Annotated in this window: 11 protein-coding genes; 1 reads left to right on the forward strand and 10 read right to left on the reverse strand. The window is 51.3% G+C overall.

Going from position 1 to position 17,072, the window contains the following annotated elements:
• Positions 1-153 precede the first annotated feature (153 nt).
• The 4 genes from nadA to KTQ90_RS05830 all read right to left on the reverse strand — a co-directional run bounded on the left by nadA (position 154) and on the right by KTQ90_RS05830 (position 7,392).
• On the reverse strand, positions 154-1,143 hold the full coding sequence (nadA, locus tag KTQ90_RS05815; protein ID WP_217317567.1) for a quinolinate synthase NadA: 990 nt from the start codon (positions 1,141-1,143) through the stop codon (positions 154-156).
• 1,873 nt (positions 1,144-3,016) lie between these two features.
• Entirely contained in the window at positions 3,017-4,843 is a 1,827-nt protein-coding gene (locus KTQ90_RS05820; protein ID WP_217317568.1) for an ABC transporter ATP-binding protein, read from the reverse strand.
• Positions 4,844-4,922: 79 nt separating this feature from the next.
• On the reverse strand, positions 4,923-6,254 hold the full coding sequence (gene miaB / locus KTQ90_RS05825; protein ID WP_217317569.1) for a tRNA (N6-isopentenyl adenosine(37)-C2)-methylthiotransferase MiaB: 1,332 nt from the start codon (positions 6,252-6,254) through the stop codon (positions 4,923-4,925).
• Between the two features lie 595 nt (positions 6,255-6,849).
• Positions 6,850-7,392, reverse strand: coding sequence for an RNA methyltransferase (locus KTQ90_RS05830; protein ID WP_007898413.1), 543 nt, complete (start codon positions 7,390-7,392; stop codon positions 6,850-6,852).
• Between the two features lie 287 nt (positions 7,393-7,679).
• Between KTQ90_RS05830 and KTQ90_RS05835 the strand changes: the two genes are divergently transcribed.
• On the forward strand, positions 7,680-8,186 hold the full coding sequence (locus KTQ90_RS05835; protein ID WP_217317570.1) for an outer membrane beta-barrel protein: 507 nt from the start codon (positions 7,680-7,682) through the stop codon (positions 8,184-8,186).
• Positions 8,187-8,313: 127 nt separating this feature from the next.
• Here the strand turns inward: KTQ90_RS05835 and KTQ90_RS05840 are convergent, their stop codons facing one another.
• The 6 genes from KTQ90_RS05840 to KTQ90_RS05865 form a co-directional block, all read right to left on the reverse strand.
• A complete protein-coding gene (locus tag KTQ90_RS05840) occupies positions 8,314-9,015 on the reverse strand; it encodes an SIR2 family NAD-dependent protein deacylase (RefSeq protein ID WP_217317571.1) in 702 nt (233 codons plus the stop codon).
• A gap of 110 nt (positions 9,016-9,125) precedes the next feature.
• Positions 9,126-9,542 (reverse strand): META domain-containing protein, encoded by a 417-nt coding sequence (locus tag KTQ90_RS05845; protein ID WP_217317572.1) that lies wholly within the window; start codon positions 9,540-9,542, stop codon positions 9,126-9,128.
• Between the two features lie 127 nt (positions 9,543-9,669).
• Complete coding sequence (cysS, locus tag KTQ90_RS05850; protein ID WP_217317573.1) at positions 9,670-11,157, reverse strand: cysteine--tRNA ligase; 1,488 nt, start codon at positions 11,155-11,157, stop codon at positions 9,670-9,672.
• A 237-nt stretch (positions 11,158-11,394) separates the two neighbouring features.
• The gene (locus KTQ90_RS05855; RefSeq protein WP_217317574.1) at positions 11,395-12,036 is read right to left on the reverse strand and encodes an HAD family hydrolase; all 642 of its coding nucleotides are present in this window, start codon (positions 12,034-12,036) and stop codon (positions 11,395-11,397) included.
• Between the two features lie 193 nt (positions 12,037-12,229).
• Positions 12,230-13,909, reverse strand: coding sequence for a SusD/RagB family nutrient-binding outer membrane lipoprotein (locus KTQ90_RS05860; protein ID WP_217317575.1), 1,680 nt, complete (start codon positions 13,907-13,909; stop codon positions 12,230-12,232).
• Positions 13,910-13,960: 51 nt separating this feature from the next.
• Positions 13,961-17,005: a SusC/RagA family TonB-linked outer membrane protein gene (locus tag KTQ90_RS05865; protein ID WP_217317576.1), complete on the reverse strand. Its 3,045-nt coding sequence runs from the start codon at positions 17,003-17,005 to the stop codon at positions 13,961-13,963.
• Positions 17,006-17,072: the final 67 nt, after the last annotated feature.

Consider the following 17,072-nt stretch of genomic DNA (forward strand, 5'->3'; position numbering starts at 1 on the left):
CGTTTATGCGACTGCGTCGCATTCTTCTGCAAACTTAGAGTGAAATCTGTGGGAGGATTTAATATTGGTGCACTTCTTGCTTGGTTGGTGCACTTCTTGCTCTGGCAAGCGGCAAAGCCGAGCGGAGACAAGTGCACCCCCTGGGAGTAAACCTTAGGAAAGCTCCAGCATGCGCTCTATCGGCTTAACGGCATCCTTGGCGATAGATTCGTCTACCGTCACCTCCGGAAGCTCGTAGCGCAGCGTATTGTATATCTTCAGCAGCGTATTCTTCTTCATGTACTCGCACTCGTTGCAAGAGCAGCCTACCCCACCCTCAGACACTTCCGGCGGAACCGGATAGAACTTCACGTCGGGACAGTTGCGCTGCAGCTCGTGCAGTATGCCAGCCTCGGTAGCGATGATATACTCCTTCGTCTCCTTGTGCTCCTTGGCGTAGTTGAGCATCGTAGCCGTAGAGCCCTTCACGTCTGCCACGGCGAGCACCGGCGCCTTGCACTCCAGATGAGCCATCACTACAGCCTTCGGATGCTCCTGCTTCAGCTTCACGATTGCCTCTACAGAGAACTTCTCGTGCACATGGCAGCCACCATTCCAGAGCAGCATGTCGCGACCCGTCACGCTGTTGATATAGTTGCCCAGATTGTAGTCGGGACCGAAGATGAGCTTCTCGTCCTTCGGCAGACTGTCCACCACCTTCTTCGCGTTGCCCGAAGTGACAACCACATCTGTCAGCGCCTTCACGGCAGCCGTAGTGTTCACGTAGCTCACCACCTTATAGCCAGGGTGCTGCGCCTTGAACTCCTTCAGGTCCTCAGCCTTGCACGAGTCGGCAAGCGAGCAACCGGCTGTGAGGTCGGGGCAGAGCACCTTCTTCTCCGGCGAGAGCAGCTTGCATGTCTCAGCCATGAAGTGCACGCCGCACATCACGATGATCTTCGCGTCGGTCTTTGCAGCCTTGCGCGCCAATGCCAGCGAGTCGCCTATGAAGTCGGCCACCTCCTGCACTTCGCCCACCGTATAATAATGAGCCAGCACAACAGCGTCCTTCTCCTCACACAAGCGACGTATCTCCTTCTTCAAGTCAACGGATCCATCAACCGGCTCGTTGATGTAACCCTTCTCTTTCCAATCGTTGTTCATATATCTTTGTTTAATATTGTTTCTTTTTATATTGCGGCATATTCTGCCTTTCCTTACTCAACATGTATTGCTACGCTTTCGCCGCCTGTCCCTACTCCATCCCTGTTTGGAAAGGCCAACAGGCGCCGCTTTCAAATCTCACCATCTCACCATCTCACCATCTCACCACAACACCCCTTCAACTTCTCAACACCTATCTATATATTTATTTCTTTTTATTTAAAGAAAAGAAAAAGAATATGAGTATGATATGCTGTTAGTACGTTGAAAACTTTCCGCCTGTTTCTTTGGTTATTTCGTTATTAACATGTGGTACAGGACTCTCAACAGGTCGTGTTGATATCTTCTCTTTGAAAATGAACGATATACATGAGTTATTCACAAAAGTGCCGTTACACCTGCAAAGTTAATAAGTTTATATCTTTTTCTTTAAAAAACCTGTGGAAAACTTTAGAATATTAATTTGATAACGCACACAGTTATCCACATCTGCCCCACTCCGCCTGTTTACCTGTTGATAATCTCCGAGTTGTTAACATAGTTGTTAGTAGGTTATTCACAGGTTATCAACAGGTTTGAGAATGACCACTGGCGGTTGTAGGATATTAGCAACCAGGTTATAAATAGTGATGAAATACTAATCGTAGGAGGGGGCAAAACTCGCAAACAGATTGTTTTGCTATTCAATCCATTATCCTAACATAGTTATCCACAGGTGTGTTGATAACTTCCTGTTGTTTATCAGTGCTTTACAACAGTTATCAACAATATCAACAGGTTTTGTGGATTTCTCGTGTATTTCTTCGCTATAGTCCTTGTCGTGCTATAGAATTACCACGTAGCAAGAATATCATTACCGCAGTTCGGTAACTTTATTACCGCGCAACGGTAACAGCGTTACCAGTTCACGGTAATAAGATGGTTTGTGGATTGCAGTCTTGTTTAATGCTGCCTAAACCTGGTTTTTATATGATATCAAGCTCGTTCTATGTTGATATAAGTCCTGTTTTATGTTGATTTTAACCTTGTTTCGTCTGAATACTAACAGCATAACCAACAGGATATGTTGATAACTTCTTATTGTATATCAGTCTTTTACCTGTGTTATCAACATTATCAACAATAATGCAGGCGTTTTTCAATATAGCCCTGTCTTGGGAGTTGTTGATAACATGTGCAGCGGTTGTTAGTGTTATGTTGGCTGTTGTTAGTAAGATTATGAGAGATTGTTAGGATGTATGGTTGATTAGTAGGAATGTGTAGACTCAAACCAACAGGTTTATCAACATGTTTGTTAATACTAATATGTTAAGAGTTAGTGTGTTACGGAGTTATCAACAGGTTGTTGAAAATTGTGGATAACTCGGTTGTTTGGTAGGAGGGTGTTGTCTGTCTATATTGTCAGTTTGGACAGGTTTATGCCTGTTGCTTCTCCGTATAGTGTGTGTCTAAACTATGAAATTGCCCATAAATCTAACAGTAGGAGACTACGGCATCGTGATTCTGGGTTTTGCTACAGGCTGCCTGTTTAGTATAACCTGTGGATAAACCCTGTGGATAACCCTGTTAGAAGCCTGCCTGTATGCAGTAAACTAACGTAGTTATACACAGGTTTGTTGATAATTATTTATTGTGAGTCAGTTTATTACAGAGTTATCAACAGTTTTCTGTAAATTGTGGATAACCTGTATTATTTGAAACTGAATAGTAGTGGCGGTCTCTGGCCGCCGCCGCAAGCTGCAATGCTATTAGTAGAAACTATTTGGCTTGGTGCTGCGGAGGCTTTCACCTCCGCTACTGTTAGGGTAAAAAAAAGCAGAGGCCACAGTGATGTGACCTCTGCTTTGTTGATAGTTGATATTTTGAAAAATAGTTATTTCTGCATCTCGTGCAGCTTCTTGTAGTAGCCGCCGAGCGCTATAAGTTCTTCGTGCGTGCCACGCTCTACAATCTCGCCCTCGTGCATTACGCATATCTCGTCGGCGTTCTTGATGGTAGACAGGCGGTGGGCGATAGCCACCGTCGTGCGCGACTTCATAAGGCGCTCCAGCGCGTCCTGCACGAGTCGTTCGCTCTCGGTGTCGAGCGCCGATGTAGCCTCGTCGAGGATGAGTATGGGCGGGTTCTTCAGTATGGCTCGGGCTATGCTCACGCGCTGTCGCTGTCCGCCAGAGAGACGTCCGCCGCGGTCGCCGATATTGGTGTCGTAGCCGTGCTCGGTCTGCATGATGAACTCGTGAGCGTTGGCTATGCGCGCCGCCTGCTCAATCTGCTCCTGCGTGGCGCTCTCGACGCCGAACGTTATGTTGCCGCGGAACGAGTCGTTGAAGAGAATAGCCTCCTGGTTGACGTTGCCGATGAGCTGACGCAGGTCGTGTACGCCGAGGTCCTTCACGTTGATGCCGTCGATGAGCACCTCGCCCTCCTGCACGTCGTAGTAGCGCGGAATGAGGTCGACGAGTGTCGACTTGCCCGAACCGCTCTGTCCGACGAGTGCCACGGTCTTGCCCTTCTCTATAGTGAGATTGATGTCGCGCAGCACCCACTGCTCGCCGTAGCGGAACGACACGTGGCGGAACTCTATCTGATGATCGAACGAAGCGATGTGCTTCGGATGCAGAGGCTCCTTAATGGTGTTCTCAGCCTTCAGAATCTTGTCTACGCGCTCCATTGAGGCGAGACCCTTCGGTATGTTGTAGCTCGCCTTTGAGAACTCCTTCAGAGGGTTGATGATAGAGTAGAGCATTACGAGATAGTAGATGAACGACGGACCGGATAGTATCTTGTTGTCGAGCACCAGTATGCCGCCCACCCAGAGCACGATGATGATGAGCACCGTGCCGAGGAACTCGCTCATCGGGTGAGCCATCTGCTGGCGAATGTTCACGCGCTGCACGGCGTCGCGGTATTCGTTGTTGATGTTAGAGAAGCGTGTGTTCATCTTCTCCTCAGCGCAGAACGCCTTCACGATGCGCAGTCCGCCGAGTGTTTCCTCAACCTGCGACATTGTGTCGCTCCAGAGCGACTGCGCCTTGATAGACTTCTTCTTGAGCTTTCTGCCCACGAAGCCCATGAACCATCCGAAGATAGGCACGAAGACGATGGTGAAGAGCGTGAGCTGCCACGAGATGAAGATAAGCGCTCCGAAGTAGAACGTGATGAGAATAGGGTTCTTGAAGAGCATGTCGAGCGACGACATTATCGAGCTCTCTATCTCCTGCACGTCGCCCGTCATACGCGCTATGATGTCGCCCTTGCGTTCGTCTGAGAAGAAGCTCAGCGGCAGCGATGTTATCTTGCGGTAGAGCTGGTTGCGTATGTCGCGCACCACGCCCGTTCTTACCGGAATGATGGTGGCAGACGAGAGGAAGTAGGCACCCGTCTTGAGGAACGTGGTGAAGGCGAGGAACAGACCGATGACGAGTAGGGTAGTGGTCGGTCCGACGTTGGCTATGAGCTGCGTCACGTAGTAGTCGGCGTTGTTCGACAGCACCTCCTTTATGTTGTCGAAGCTCCACGGCATGAGATGCGTAGCGCTGCCCGCGCCTTCTGTGCGGAAGAGAATCTGAAGTATAGGTATGAGTGCTGCGAAGGAGAAGATGTTGAGCACAGCCGACAGGATGTTGAACGTGGCTGTCAGCGCTATATACTTCTTGTAGGGCGGCACGAAGCGCCTCAGTACCTGTAGGAATTCTTTCATATCGTTATGCGGTTATGCGTTGTTTTGCGATATATTAGTTGTCTGCTGTATATGATGCGTTGTTCTCTGCATCATACGTTTATTCGGCTATAGTGCCCAGCAGCGTAGCCGATGTAGCGTCCGTAATCTTCACCATCACGCGGTCGCCGATGTGGTACGTGCCCTTGTCGAACACTACAGCCTTGTTCTGCTCGGTGCGTCCCATGAGCTGCTGGCGCGAACGCTTCGAGTAGCCCTCTACGAGCACCTCGAATGTCTTGCCGATGTCCTTGCGGTTCTGCTCAGCGCTCACCTCCGTCTGAAGGCTTATAAGCTCGTTGAGGCGCTCTATCTTCACCTCCTCCGACACGTTGTCGGGCAGGTGCTTTGCGGCGTATGTGCCCGGGCGCTCCGAATACTTGAACATGAAAGCCGAGTCGAACTGGCACTCGCGCACCAGCGAGAGCGTCTCTGCGTGATCCTCCGGCGTCTCGTCGTGATAGCCCACGAAGAGGTCGGTAGAGAGTCCGCAGCCGGGTATGATGCGGCGTATAGCCTCCACGCGCTCCAAGTACTGCTCGCGTGTGTACTTGCGGTTCATCAGCTTCAGTATCTTTGTCGATCCGCTCTGTGCCGGGAAGTGGATGTGCTTGCAGAGGTTAGGCTCTTCGGCTACGGCGTACAGAATGTCGTCGGTCATATCCTCGGGGTTCGAGGTGGTGAAGCGCACGCGCATATCTGGCACGCTCTGCGCCACCTTGTGCAGCAGTTCGGCGAACGAGCATCCGCCTTCGATGCGCTTTCCGGCAGGCGTCAGACCATAGCTGTTCACGTTCTGTCCGAGCAGTGTCACCTCCTTGAAGCCACGGTCGTGCAGGTCGCGCACCTCGCGCAGGATGCTCTCCACGTCGCGTGAGCGTTCGCGTCCGCGAGTATAAGGCACGATGCAGTAGTGGCAGAAGTTGTTGCAGCCGCGCATGATGCTCACGAAGCCGCTCACGCGGTTGCCGCCGATGCGCTGCGGCACAACGTCGCGGTAGGTCTCGGTGGTGCTCAGCTCGATGTTCATGGCGTTCTGTCCGTTCTCGCACTGCGCAATCATGTCCGGCAGATTGAGGTAGGAGTCGGGACCGCAAACGAGGTTGGCGAAGTGGTTCTGTATGAGGTCTTCGCGCACACGCTCAGCCATGCAGCCGAGCACGCCGAGTATGAGCTGGCGTCCCTTCTTCTGCTCTGCGTGCAGAGTCTCAAGTCGTCCGTATATCTTGTTCTCTGCGTTCTCGCGGATAGAGCAGGTGTTGAGGAAGATGGCGTCAGCCTCTGCCTCGTTCTCGCACAGTTCGTAGCCTGCCATCTGCATAATGGAAGCCACTACTTCAGAGTCTGCCACGTTCATCTGGCAGCCGTATGTCTCGATAAAAAGTTTCTTCATTTATATAATTATGTATGTTTCAAGTGGATATAACGCTGCAAAGTTACGAAAAAAATAATAAATAGAGTTATAATTATTAGATAGTGAGATGCTTATAAATAATCTGTTGTGTTTTCTTATGAAATTATAAAAAATAAAAATACTGTTTGTGGTATTTGTTTTTAATTTGTACTTTTGGAAGAAATATGATTTTAGTGAATGTATTAATAAAAAGTAATTATAAATGAAAAGGCTACATGAATTATTTAGTTTCTCTTTTTATATAAGTGGATTAATAACGTATATAGGCAGAGTTAGTTGGATGATTTATATAACTTGGATATTTTTTTTCCTATATGTTTTCAGTACTATTTTTTTAATATATTCTCATAAGCAAGAGACAGAAAGTTATAAAAAAGCTTTTAAAAAATATTCAGGTGACTTATTTGTAATATTGACTCCATTTATACTTTGGATAATAGTTACAATTATTGATGCATGTATATAGTTGTGTATTTACAATAAAAACAATGCAAATTGTAAGAATAATTAGTATTTCTACAATTTGCATTGTTTTTTATTGTTGTTAGCAAAGAATATTTTTTTTAAAACAGACTTAAAGTTTAAGCCTTTCCAAGAACTGCTTTGCAACCTCCCAAATCACGATGCCTGCCGTCACGCTGACGTTCAGCGAGTGTTTTGTGCCGAACTGCGGTATCTCAAGACATCCGTCGGCAAGGTCTACCACCTCCTGGTGTACGCCTTTCACCTCGTTGCCGAACACCACGGCGTAGCGGCGGTCGGTGTCCAGTTGCAGGTTCTGCAGCTTCGTGGAGCCTTCCACCTGCTCTATAGAATAGACGAAAACGCCCTCTTTCTGCAGTTCTGCCACCGCCTCGGTAGCCGTCTCGAAGTAGCGCCAAGTCACGGAGTCCTCGCCTCCGAGCGCCGTCTTGTGAATCTCGGGGTGGGGCGGAGTAGCGGTGATGCCGCAGAGGTAAACGGCTTCTACGCGGAAAGCGTCGGAGGAACGGAACACCGAGCCTACGTTGTGGAGCGAGCGCACGTCGTCGAGCACCACGATGAGCGGCAACTTGTTCGCCTCGTGAAACTCGTCTACCGACAGACGCTGCATTTCTATTGTTCTGAGTTTGTGCATTATTCTTTGAGTTTTTTGTTTTTTTAGTAGCGGAGGTCGGAGACCTCCGCTACTATCTGATATATCGTACAAAGGTACGAATAATTAGGCAAACGGCGGAAAACAGCGGTGCAAACTGCTCGTTGTACATCAAAAATGCGCGAATTTATAGGGTAGTAGTGTTATTTTTCTCGCTTTTTATTGTTTCATATTATTAAAAAGCGTACATTTGTGGCGCTTAAATATTTAATAGTATCAGCACGCGACGTAATGTTTCGTGTAGTAATCACTAAAAAAATCAAACAATTATGAAAAAGATTATGATGACTTTGGCTACTCTCTTTGTAGCCGTATGTGCAAGCGCTCAGGTGTATATCGGCGGCGGTTTCAGCCTTGCTAACACCAGTGTTGACGACGATTCGTACTTCAGCTGGAAGATAGCTCCGGAGATTGGCTTCCAGATTGACAAGAAGTGGGATGCAGGTGTTTCTTTAGGCTATACAGGCGTTGAGAACGGTCAGAAGGTTTTCGAGCTTGCTCCGTACGTACGCTATACCGTTTGTGGCTCAAAGGTTGTTGACTTCTTCATCGAGGGCACAGTAGGCTATGCTCACTACGACAACAAGAAGCCGTTGGATGACTACGACGCTTTCGAGATCGGTCTGAAGCCGGGTCTTAAGGTGAACCTTTCAAAACACGTAGCTTTCGTCACAAAGATCGGTTTCCTCGGCTATCAGCGTGTTGACGAGGCTAACACATGGGGCTTCGACGTAGACGGCAGAAACGTTTTGTTCGGAATCAACTACAAGTTCTAAGGATTCGAAAATATAAATCGGATATAATAACGAACACGAATAACACAAATTTCACGAATCGAAGGTTTATACATTCGTGAGATTTGAGTTATTCGTGTTCGTCTTTTTTATACTATTGCTGTCCAGATTACTTTACGCCGAGCTCTTCGCACAGGCGTTTCATCCCTTCGCTTGCTCCGCACTGGAAGTGCTTGAAGTTCTGTCTGCCTACGCCCATCGACGGTTCGGGGTCGATGAGGTATACGGGTGCAGAGGGGCGCACATAGTGGATGAGGCCCGCAGCTGGGTAGACGTTGAGCGATGTGCCTATAATCACGAAGATGTCGGCTTGCTCTGCAGCCTCTGCCGCAACGCTAATCATAGGCACCGACTCGCCGAAGAACACTATGAACGGGCGTTCGAGCGATCCGTCGCCGGCGAGTGTGCCGGGTTTCACCTCGCAGTTGTCCTCGGTCAGAGTGCGCTGGTAGCGCGGGTCGTCCACGTCGCGTGAGGAGCACACCTTTGTCAGTTCGCCGTGCAGGTGAATCACACTGGTGGAGCCGGCTTTCTCGTGCAGGTTGTCCACGTTCTGCGTGATGACCGTCACCTTATAGTCTTTCTCCAGCTCGTGGATGAGGCGGTGGCCCTCATTGGGCTGCGCTGCGTAGAGCTTTCGGCGCAGCATGTTGTAGAAGTTGGTTACGAGTGTGGGGTCGGCAAGCCATCCCTCGTGCGACGCAACCTGGTCGACGGGATAGTTCTCCCACAAGCCGTCGTTGCCGCGGAACGTCTTGAAACCCGACTCCACGGACATGCCGGCGCCAGTAAGAAATACTATGTGTTTCATACGATTTCTGTTTTAGGGGTTATTCCGTAGCGGAGGTCTCTGGCCTCCGCAGCAAGCAAATATTACTATTCTACTTGGTGTGGCGGAGGCTTTCACCTATGCTACTTTTATTACTGCTTCTTCAGCTGCAGCACAGCCTTTCCGCTGCCGTTTGTGAGTTCAACGCAGCCTTTGCCAGCCTTGTATCCCTTCACGCTTTCGAGAGCCTTCAGAATCTGCTGCTCATACTCCATGTGGGCGCAGAGCATCAGCGTGGTGCCTATCTCCGAGAAGCTGATGGTCTGCTTTGCAGCATCCACCTTTGCCTTGCCGTTGATAGAGTTGCATCCGGCGCATCCGAACACGTTGTTCTTTGCTGTGTCGAAGCCCAGTGTAGGGCGGAACTCTGTCTTTGTGGTGTCGACAGCAGTGCCGTCTACGGTTACGATGTCCCACTCGCCGTTGAGGTCAACGGCTGCGTCTGTTGTCTTTGTTGCCGAGCAACTGCAGAGAGCGATAGCTGCGGCGATTATAGATATTTTCTTCATTGCTTTTTATTATTTTGGGAGCTTTAAGCCGCTCTTGGGCTGCGTTTAAGCCTTTCTAAGCCTTCTTAGGCCTTCTTAAGCCTTTGCTAATGTTAATTCAAAACTCAAAACTCAAAATTCAAAACTCTTATTTAAGCTTCCAGGTAGCACCGTCCTTGGTGTCCTTCACCTCGAAGCCAAGCTCAGCCAGTTCGTCGCGGATGCGGTCGCTGGTAGCCCAGTCTTTCGACGCCTTAGCCTTAGAGCGGAGGTCGAGCACCATGTCTACGACCTTGCCGAAAGCCTCCTCGCGATGCGATGAAGAGCCGGCGTTGTCGGGGCGCAGACCGAGCAGGTCGAACGCGAAGAGGCGCATTGTCTCAGCCAGTTCCTTAAGGTCAGCCTCAGAGATGGTAGCCTTGTGGTCTACGAGCTTGTTTACTACGGAGCAAGCCTCGAAGAGATGAGCTATGACGAGCGGCGTAGCGAAGTCGTCGTTCATGGCGTCGTAGCACTTCTGGCGCAGCTCGCTCACAACCTTCTTTGTCTCGGCGTCGCTCTCTGCCGAAGCAGCGATGCGGTCGAGGTCGGCGATGCCGTTCATGAGTTTCTCAAGACCCTTCTGCGAAGCCTGCAGCGCCTCGTTAGAGAAGTCGACTGTGCCGCGGTAGTGAGCCGAGAGGATGAAGAAGCGTATGGTCATCGGCGAGTAGGGCTGCTCAAGGTTCTTGTTGTTGCCCGTGAAGAACTCCTCGAGTGTGATGAAGTTGCCGAGCGACTTGCCCATCTTCTGTCCGTTGATTGTGATCATGTTGTTGTGCATCCAGTAGTGCACCATCTGGTCACCCTGCGAAGCCACAGCCTGCGCAATCTCGCACTCGTGGTGCGGGAACACGAGGTCCATTCCGCCGCCGTGTATGTCGAAGTGGGCGCCGAGATACTTGCGGCCCATCGCCGTACACTCGCAGTGCCATCCCGGGAAGCCGTCGCTCCAGGGGCTCGGCCAGCGCATGATGTGCTCAGGCGATGCCTTCTTCCAGAGTGCGAAGTCTGCCTGGTTGCGTTTCTCGCCAACACCGTCAAGAGCGCGCGATGCGTCCTTCACGTCGTCGAGGTTGCGACCAGAGAGAATGCCGTAGTGGTGCTTCTCGTTGTACTTCTTCACGTCGAAGTAAACCGAGCCGTTGCTCTCATATGCGAATCCGTTGTCGAGAATCTGCTGCACGAGCTGCTCCTGCTCGATGATGTGACCCGTAGCGTGCGGCTCGATGCTTGGCGGCAGCACGTTCAGCGCTTCCATAGCTGCGTGGTAGCGGTTGGTGTAATACTGCGCAATCTCCATCGGTTCGAGCTGCTCCAGGCGAGCCTTCTTCTCTATCTTGTCATCGCCTTCGTCGGCGTCGTGCTCCAAGTGACCCACGTCGGTGATGTTGCGCACGTAGCGCACCTTATAGCCGAGGTGCTTGAGGTAGCGGAAGAGAATGTCGAACGTGATAGCCGGGCGCGCATGGCCCAGGTGTGGGTCGCCATAGACGGTAGGTCCGCAGACGTACATGCCCACGTTAGGGGCGTGCAGCGGCTTGAACACTTCCTTGCGACGCGACAGCGTATTGTAAATCCAAAGTGCTTGTTCCATTATATTTTTGTTTTGTTTTTTTGTTATTCGTTGTTGTATAGAAGCGGTATGCACCTAATTAATATGCAAATTTAGCAAATATAATTGAGAGAGATGGGATGTTTGCTGGCAAAAAGTTGTAAAAGCATGGTTGAAATGCTGGAAAAAAGTTGCAAAAGTATGGTTGAAATGCTGGAAAAAAGTTGTAAAAGCTTGGTTAATGCTGGCAACAAATCTCACCACCTCACCACCATCCCATCACACCAACTCTGCAATTTCTGCAAAATCGTCGACAATGGCGTCGGCGCCAGCTTCCATGAGACTCTCTCGCGAACCGTTGCCGTACGTAACGCCGATGGTCATGCAGTGGGCGTTGCGACCCATGAGGATGTCGAAGTGGGTGTCGCCTACGACGACGGCGTCCTCGGGCTTCAGATTGTAGTGCTTCAGCGTCTTCAGCACCGGCTCGGCATCGGGCTTGGCGTGGCGCACGTCCTCGGCAGCCACGACGAGCGTTATGACGTCGTCGAGACCGAACGAGCGCACGAAGTCGACAGCCGACTTATATCCGCGGCTTGTAGCGATGGTCACTATGCATCCCTTTGCGTGCAGCAGTCGCACCGTGTCAGCCACGTGCGGGAACATCGGCACGCCAATCTCGCGGTTCACGTCCTCGAATATCTCGCGGTACTTGGCTGTACACTCCGCAGCCTTCTCCTTGTCCATCGGCTCGAGCACGGGGAACGCCTCCACGAGCGGCAGACCGATTGTAGCGGCTATCTCCTCGTCGCTGTGCTGCGGCAGGAGCATAGCGTCGAAAGTGCGGTGGAAGGTGTTAAGTATAACGGGCTTCGTGTCGGCGATGGTGCCGTCGAAGTCGAGAATCACGATTTTCTTCATATTGCTTGGGTTTTATAGTTATGTGCAGCTTTTTATAGTTCTGCACTATCTTTTTATCTTCTGCAAAGATACTAAAAAATAATGAAACCAGCCCACTGTGGCGGAGGCAGGATACCTCCGCTACTATGAAAAAAACGGACTCCGCCAAATGTGTTTGGCAGAGTCCGTTTTTTAGTTATTCTGTAGCTGACGCTTAGAAGTTGCCCTTGTTAGCGTTGTCCCACCAGAGGTGTGTGCCGCCCTTATCGCCAGAGATACCCTTCTTGCTGGTGTTCTCCTTGTCGAGAAGCTCGATGCCACCCTTTACGCCTTCAGCGTTGGTGTCGTAAGCATTGCTGCTGTAGATAACACGGCGAACGCCTTCCTGAGTGTCGACAGCACCTTCGCTCTTGTTAACCAAAGCTACGAAGAACTTCGGATAGCCGGTGCGGCGCTGTTCAGCCCAACCTTCGTTAGAGAGCGGGAAGAGAGCGATGTACTTCTGAGTCTGGATGCGTGCGAGCTGGTCTTCCTTGCTTGCAGCGTCGTCCCACTTCACGCCGAGCGTGTTGACAGCCTTGCAGTTGTTAGCCGAGTTGCCCGGATCAACGTAGTCTGCCTGACCGGTTGTGCCGTTGATGTAAGCGTCGATGTCGGCGTCGCTGATGTTCTCGATGCCTGCGAACGATCCCTTATAAGCAAGCTCGTTCTTGATAGAGAGACGGATGCCCTTCTCGTAGAGGCTCTTTACGCTTTCAGTGCCGATGTTCCAGCGCAGCTTAGCCTCGGCAAGCAGGAAGTAAGCCTCGGCAGCCTTGAAGATAGGCAGCGGAGTGTTGTAAGCGCCAACCCACTGCGACATCTTGTAGCCGTACGAGCCGTTAGAACCCTTCTGTGCCATGCCGCTTGCGTAGCGGATGCCGCAGTAAACGGATCCCTTAGGAGTGGTGACGCCCTTCTCGTTGGTGATGTCGTCAGCATTCTTTGTCATGTAGAGAGGCAGACGCGGGTCGTTCATGCCCACCATAAGGGTTACGAGGTTAGCGTTCATGCCGCAGTCCTGCCAGTCGAACATACGCTTCAGCTCGTTGCTCTGGTCCTTAACGACGATGTCCTTGCCCGAAACGGCGAGGGTGTTGGCAGCAGCAGCCGTAGCGATAGCCTTGAGGTCGTAGCCGTCGGCAGCCATCTCGCTCTCGCGCTTAGAGAGACGCAGAGCGATACGCAGCTTCATGGTGTTTGCAATCTGCACCCAGATAGCCGGATCGCCACCGCCCCATGTGTCGTATGTAGCGAGCGAAGCCTTCTCTGTGTCGTCCATCTTCTGCAGTCCGGCGATAGCCTTGTCGAGGTCGTCGAGCATCTGCTCATAGAGCTTCTGCTGACTGTCGAAGCGATAGGTAGACTCGCTCTCGGCGTTGATGATAGACGAGTAGGCGAGCGGTCCGTATGCGTCTGTAGCCTGCATTGTACCTACAGCCTGCACGATGCGCATTGTGCCAGCCAGTCCGGCGTTCTCCTGCTTGTCGAGGTTGGCGATGTTGCGGCGTGTGTTGTTGAAGATATGCAGATAGTAGTTCTCGTACATACCGCCACTGTGTCCGCGGTTCTCACCCATATCGCAGTTGGTGAAGTTGCCGTGAGGTGTCTGGAAGTAGCCACCGTAGAGGTCGATGGTGAGGTTTGTCCAGAACTGGAACATGTTCTGGTGAGGCGGGTAGCAATAGTTCATTGCCTCGGCACACTGTGCTTTGAACGGCAGATCGCCCGGGTCTACCTGCGTCTTGTTTGTATTCAGATCTTCGAAGTCGTCTGTGCATGAGCTAAGCATTCCGCTACCCATCACAGCCAGTGCCAGCATTGATGACACCGCGAATATATTTCTCTTTTTCATATTTCCTTAGATTTTAAACGGTTGTAAAACTTGTTTTTACTCGCTCAAAAATTAGAAGTTCAACTTCAGGTTCAGACCCAAGCTTGTTGCCGACGGGAGGTTGAAGATGTCGACACCCTGCACGCCGTTGCCGGTACCCATTGATACGTCCGGGTCGCAAGGAGCGTCCTTGTAGAAGAAGAAGAGGTTGCGTGCGATGAGCGCAGCAGTGAGGTTCTTGCCGTTGCCGAAGAGGTTGCGGAAGGTGTAGCCGAGGCTCATCTCGCGCAGACGTACGTTCGTGCCCTTGTATACGTAGAACTCTGTAGCGTAAGAGTTGTTGAAGTTAGAAGAGCCTGTTGTTGTGTACCAAGCCTGCGGGTCGAACTCTACGCCGTCAACCACAACCTTACCTGCGTTGCGTGCGATGCCAGAACGCTTTGAAACGCCCCAACCGTCGAGAGTAGCCTCAGTTGCAGAGAGCACTCTGCCGCCGAACTTACCGTCGATGAGGAATGAGAATGTGAAGTCCTTGTAGTGGAATGTGTTTGTCCAACCGAAGTTCACCTTTGCGTTCATGTTGCCTGCATACTTCATCTCGTCAACGTTGTCGCCCATGAGGATAGGTTCGCCCTTGTCGTTCTTTACCGGCTTGCCTGCCTCGTCGCGCTTGATCTGGCGTACGTAGAGGTCGCCGTAAGAGCCGCCCTCGTTGAGCACTACCTTAGCGCCCTGCCAAGAAGCGATGGTAAGACCGTTCTCCAAGCCCTCTACGAGCTCCTTGATCTTGTTCTCGTTGTAAGAGATGTTGAAGTTGGTAGACCAAGAGAAGTCGGGGTTGAACTGCTGGTGCCAGCCGATAGATGCCTCGATACCCTGGTTCTGTACGTTGCCGGCGTTGACGTAACGGTTGCGCAGACCGCTCTCGTAAGGAGCCGAAACAGAGAAGAACTGGTTCTTGGTGTTTGTCTTATAGTATGTAAGAGAGAAGTCGAGACGGTTGTTGAAGAATGTACCGTCGAAACCTACCTCGATAGAGTGGGTCTTCTCTGGCTTCAATGTGCGGAACGCAGCCTTGTCAGGTGCAGAGATAGCGCCCGACTCGCCGAGAGTGTAGCGTGGGTTAGACATGTAGATAGGCACGTCGTTACCTACGATAGAGTAGCTGCCGCGGAACTTGAAGAGGTTAACCTGCTCGCCCATAGGCACGAGCTTGTTGAGCAGTACGCTGGCGCCTACTGACGGGTAGAAGAACGAGCAACCGTCGGTGAATGCGAGAGCTGAAGACCAGTCGTTACGTGCAGAGAGGTCGAGGAACACAGCCTCCTTGAAGGCTACCTGAGCTGTTGCGAACACGGCGTTGAGGCGCTTTTCTGTCTCCATAGCGTCGCCGCTGCCCAGCTTAGACATGTTGCCGTAGAAGTTGTTCGGAGTGAAGATGTTCGGATAGTAGATGTTGCCGTCGCCCGGCGACTTGTACTGTTCGCCCTCGCCCCAGAGGTCTACGTGTGCGGTCTTGGTCTTGGTGAAGCTTGAGCCTGCTGTAGCTGTGAGGCCCCAGTCGTTCCAAGTATGGTTGTAGTTGATGAGCACGTCGCCGTAGAGCTGGTCGCTGAAGTAGCGGTTGTTCTTCATGCGTCCCATCTTGTAGAGGTTGCCTACAGACGAAGCGTAAGCGTTGTGGATGAACTGCTCTTCGCCGCGCTCGTAGCGCATACGTCCCTGGATGTTGAGGTCGGGAGTGATGTCCCACTTGATAGAGCCACCGAACTCATAGCGGTTGCGCTTAGAGATAGGAGTCTGACGGTTGAGCATCCAGTACGGGTTGCCGAACTGCTGCAGCTCGGTGTTGGTCCAGTTCTGTACGTTGCAGCCGCGTGTGGGGTCGTAAACCTCGTAGTTGTCCTTGTAGTGGTCCCAGTCGATGCCGCGCGGAGCGAGGTATACTCCTGTGAGCGGGTTCCAGAGGTAGCCGGCAGCAGCCTGGTTCTTAGAGTACTGGTTGCTGTACTTAGCCGAGAAGTCGACGTATACGTTGTTGAGCACCTTGAAGTCTACCTTAGTGTTGAGGTTGTGGCTGCGGAATGTGTTCTCAGGAGTCATGCCGTGAGAGAATACGTTGCCGTAAGAGAAGTAGCCCTTGAAGTTCTCGCTACCGCCCGAGAGCGATACGGTGTTGTTGGTTGTGAAGCCTGTGCGGAAGAACGACTCTGCGTAGTTCTTGCAAGCCTTGCTGAGCTTGTCGCCCCAAGAGAATGTGCCGTCAGCGCCTGCGCCGTATGTGTTCTGGAACTCAGGCAGAATCATCGGAACCTCCATTGTGGTGTTGCTCGATACGTTCACGTTCACCTTGCCTGCCATGCCCTGCTTTGTGGTGATCATGATGGCGCCGTTGGCAGCCACCGCACCGTAGAGAGCTGAAGCGGCAGCGCCCTTCAGAAGTGTGATAGAAGCGATATCGTCGGGGTTGATGGTAGACATAACGTCACCTGCGTCGCGCTCGCCACCGTAGTCGCTTGATACCTGAGAGGTTGTGGTATTGGTCATTGTCGGCACACCGTCGATGACGATGAGCGGCTGGTTGCTACCAGAGATTGACTTGTTGCCGCGGAACAAAATCTTTGAAGAACCGCCTGCACCGGTAGAGTTAGGCGTAATCTGAAGACCTGCGCTCTTGCCCTGCAGCGAGTTGATCATGTTGATTGACTTGATGTCGTTGACGTCCTTTCCGCCTACGGTCTGAGCCGAGTAGGTAAGGGTCTCCGACTGACGCTTGATACCCATGGCTGTCACTACGACTTCGCCGAGGCTTTCTGCGTTAGCTACGAGAGTGATGTTGATAACCTTGCGGTTGCCTACAGTCTCCTCTGCATTTTTCATGCCGACATACTTGAATTCGAGTACGTCTTTCGGGCTGGTTTGAATGGTGTAGTTGCCGTTCAGGTCAGTCATGGTTGCATTCTTCGTGCCTTTTACAGACACGCTTACTCCAACAAGGGGTTCACCCATTTCTTTGTCTTTCACCAGACCAGAAACTGTGTGTACTTGTGCGTACGCCCCCGTCATAAACATTCCTATCAGGAACATTACGACTGTAAGAAACGATCTTTTCTGCATAGTCTTTAAGGGTTAGGTTAATTATTATAGTAGTTGTAAAAAATTTATAAGCGTCTTTAGATTTTGC

This window comes from Leyella stercorea (assembly GCF_019052365.1).
GTDB lineage: Bacteria > Bacteroidota > Bacteroidia > Bacteroidales > Bacteroidaceae > Prevotella.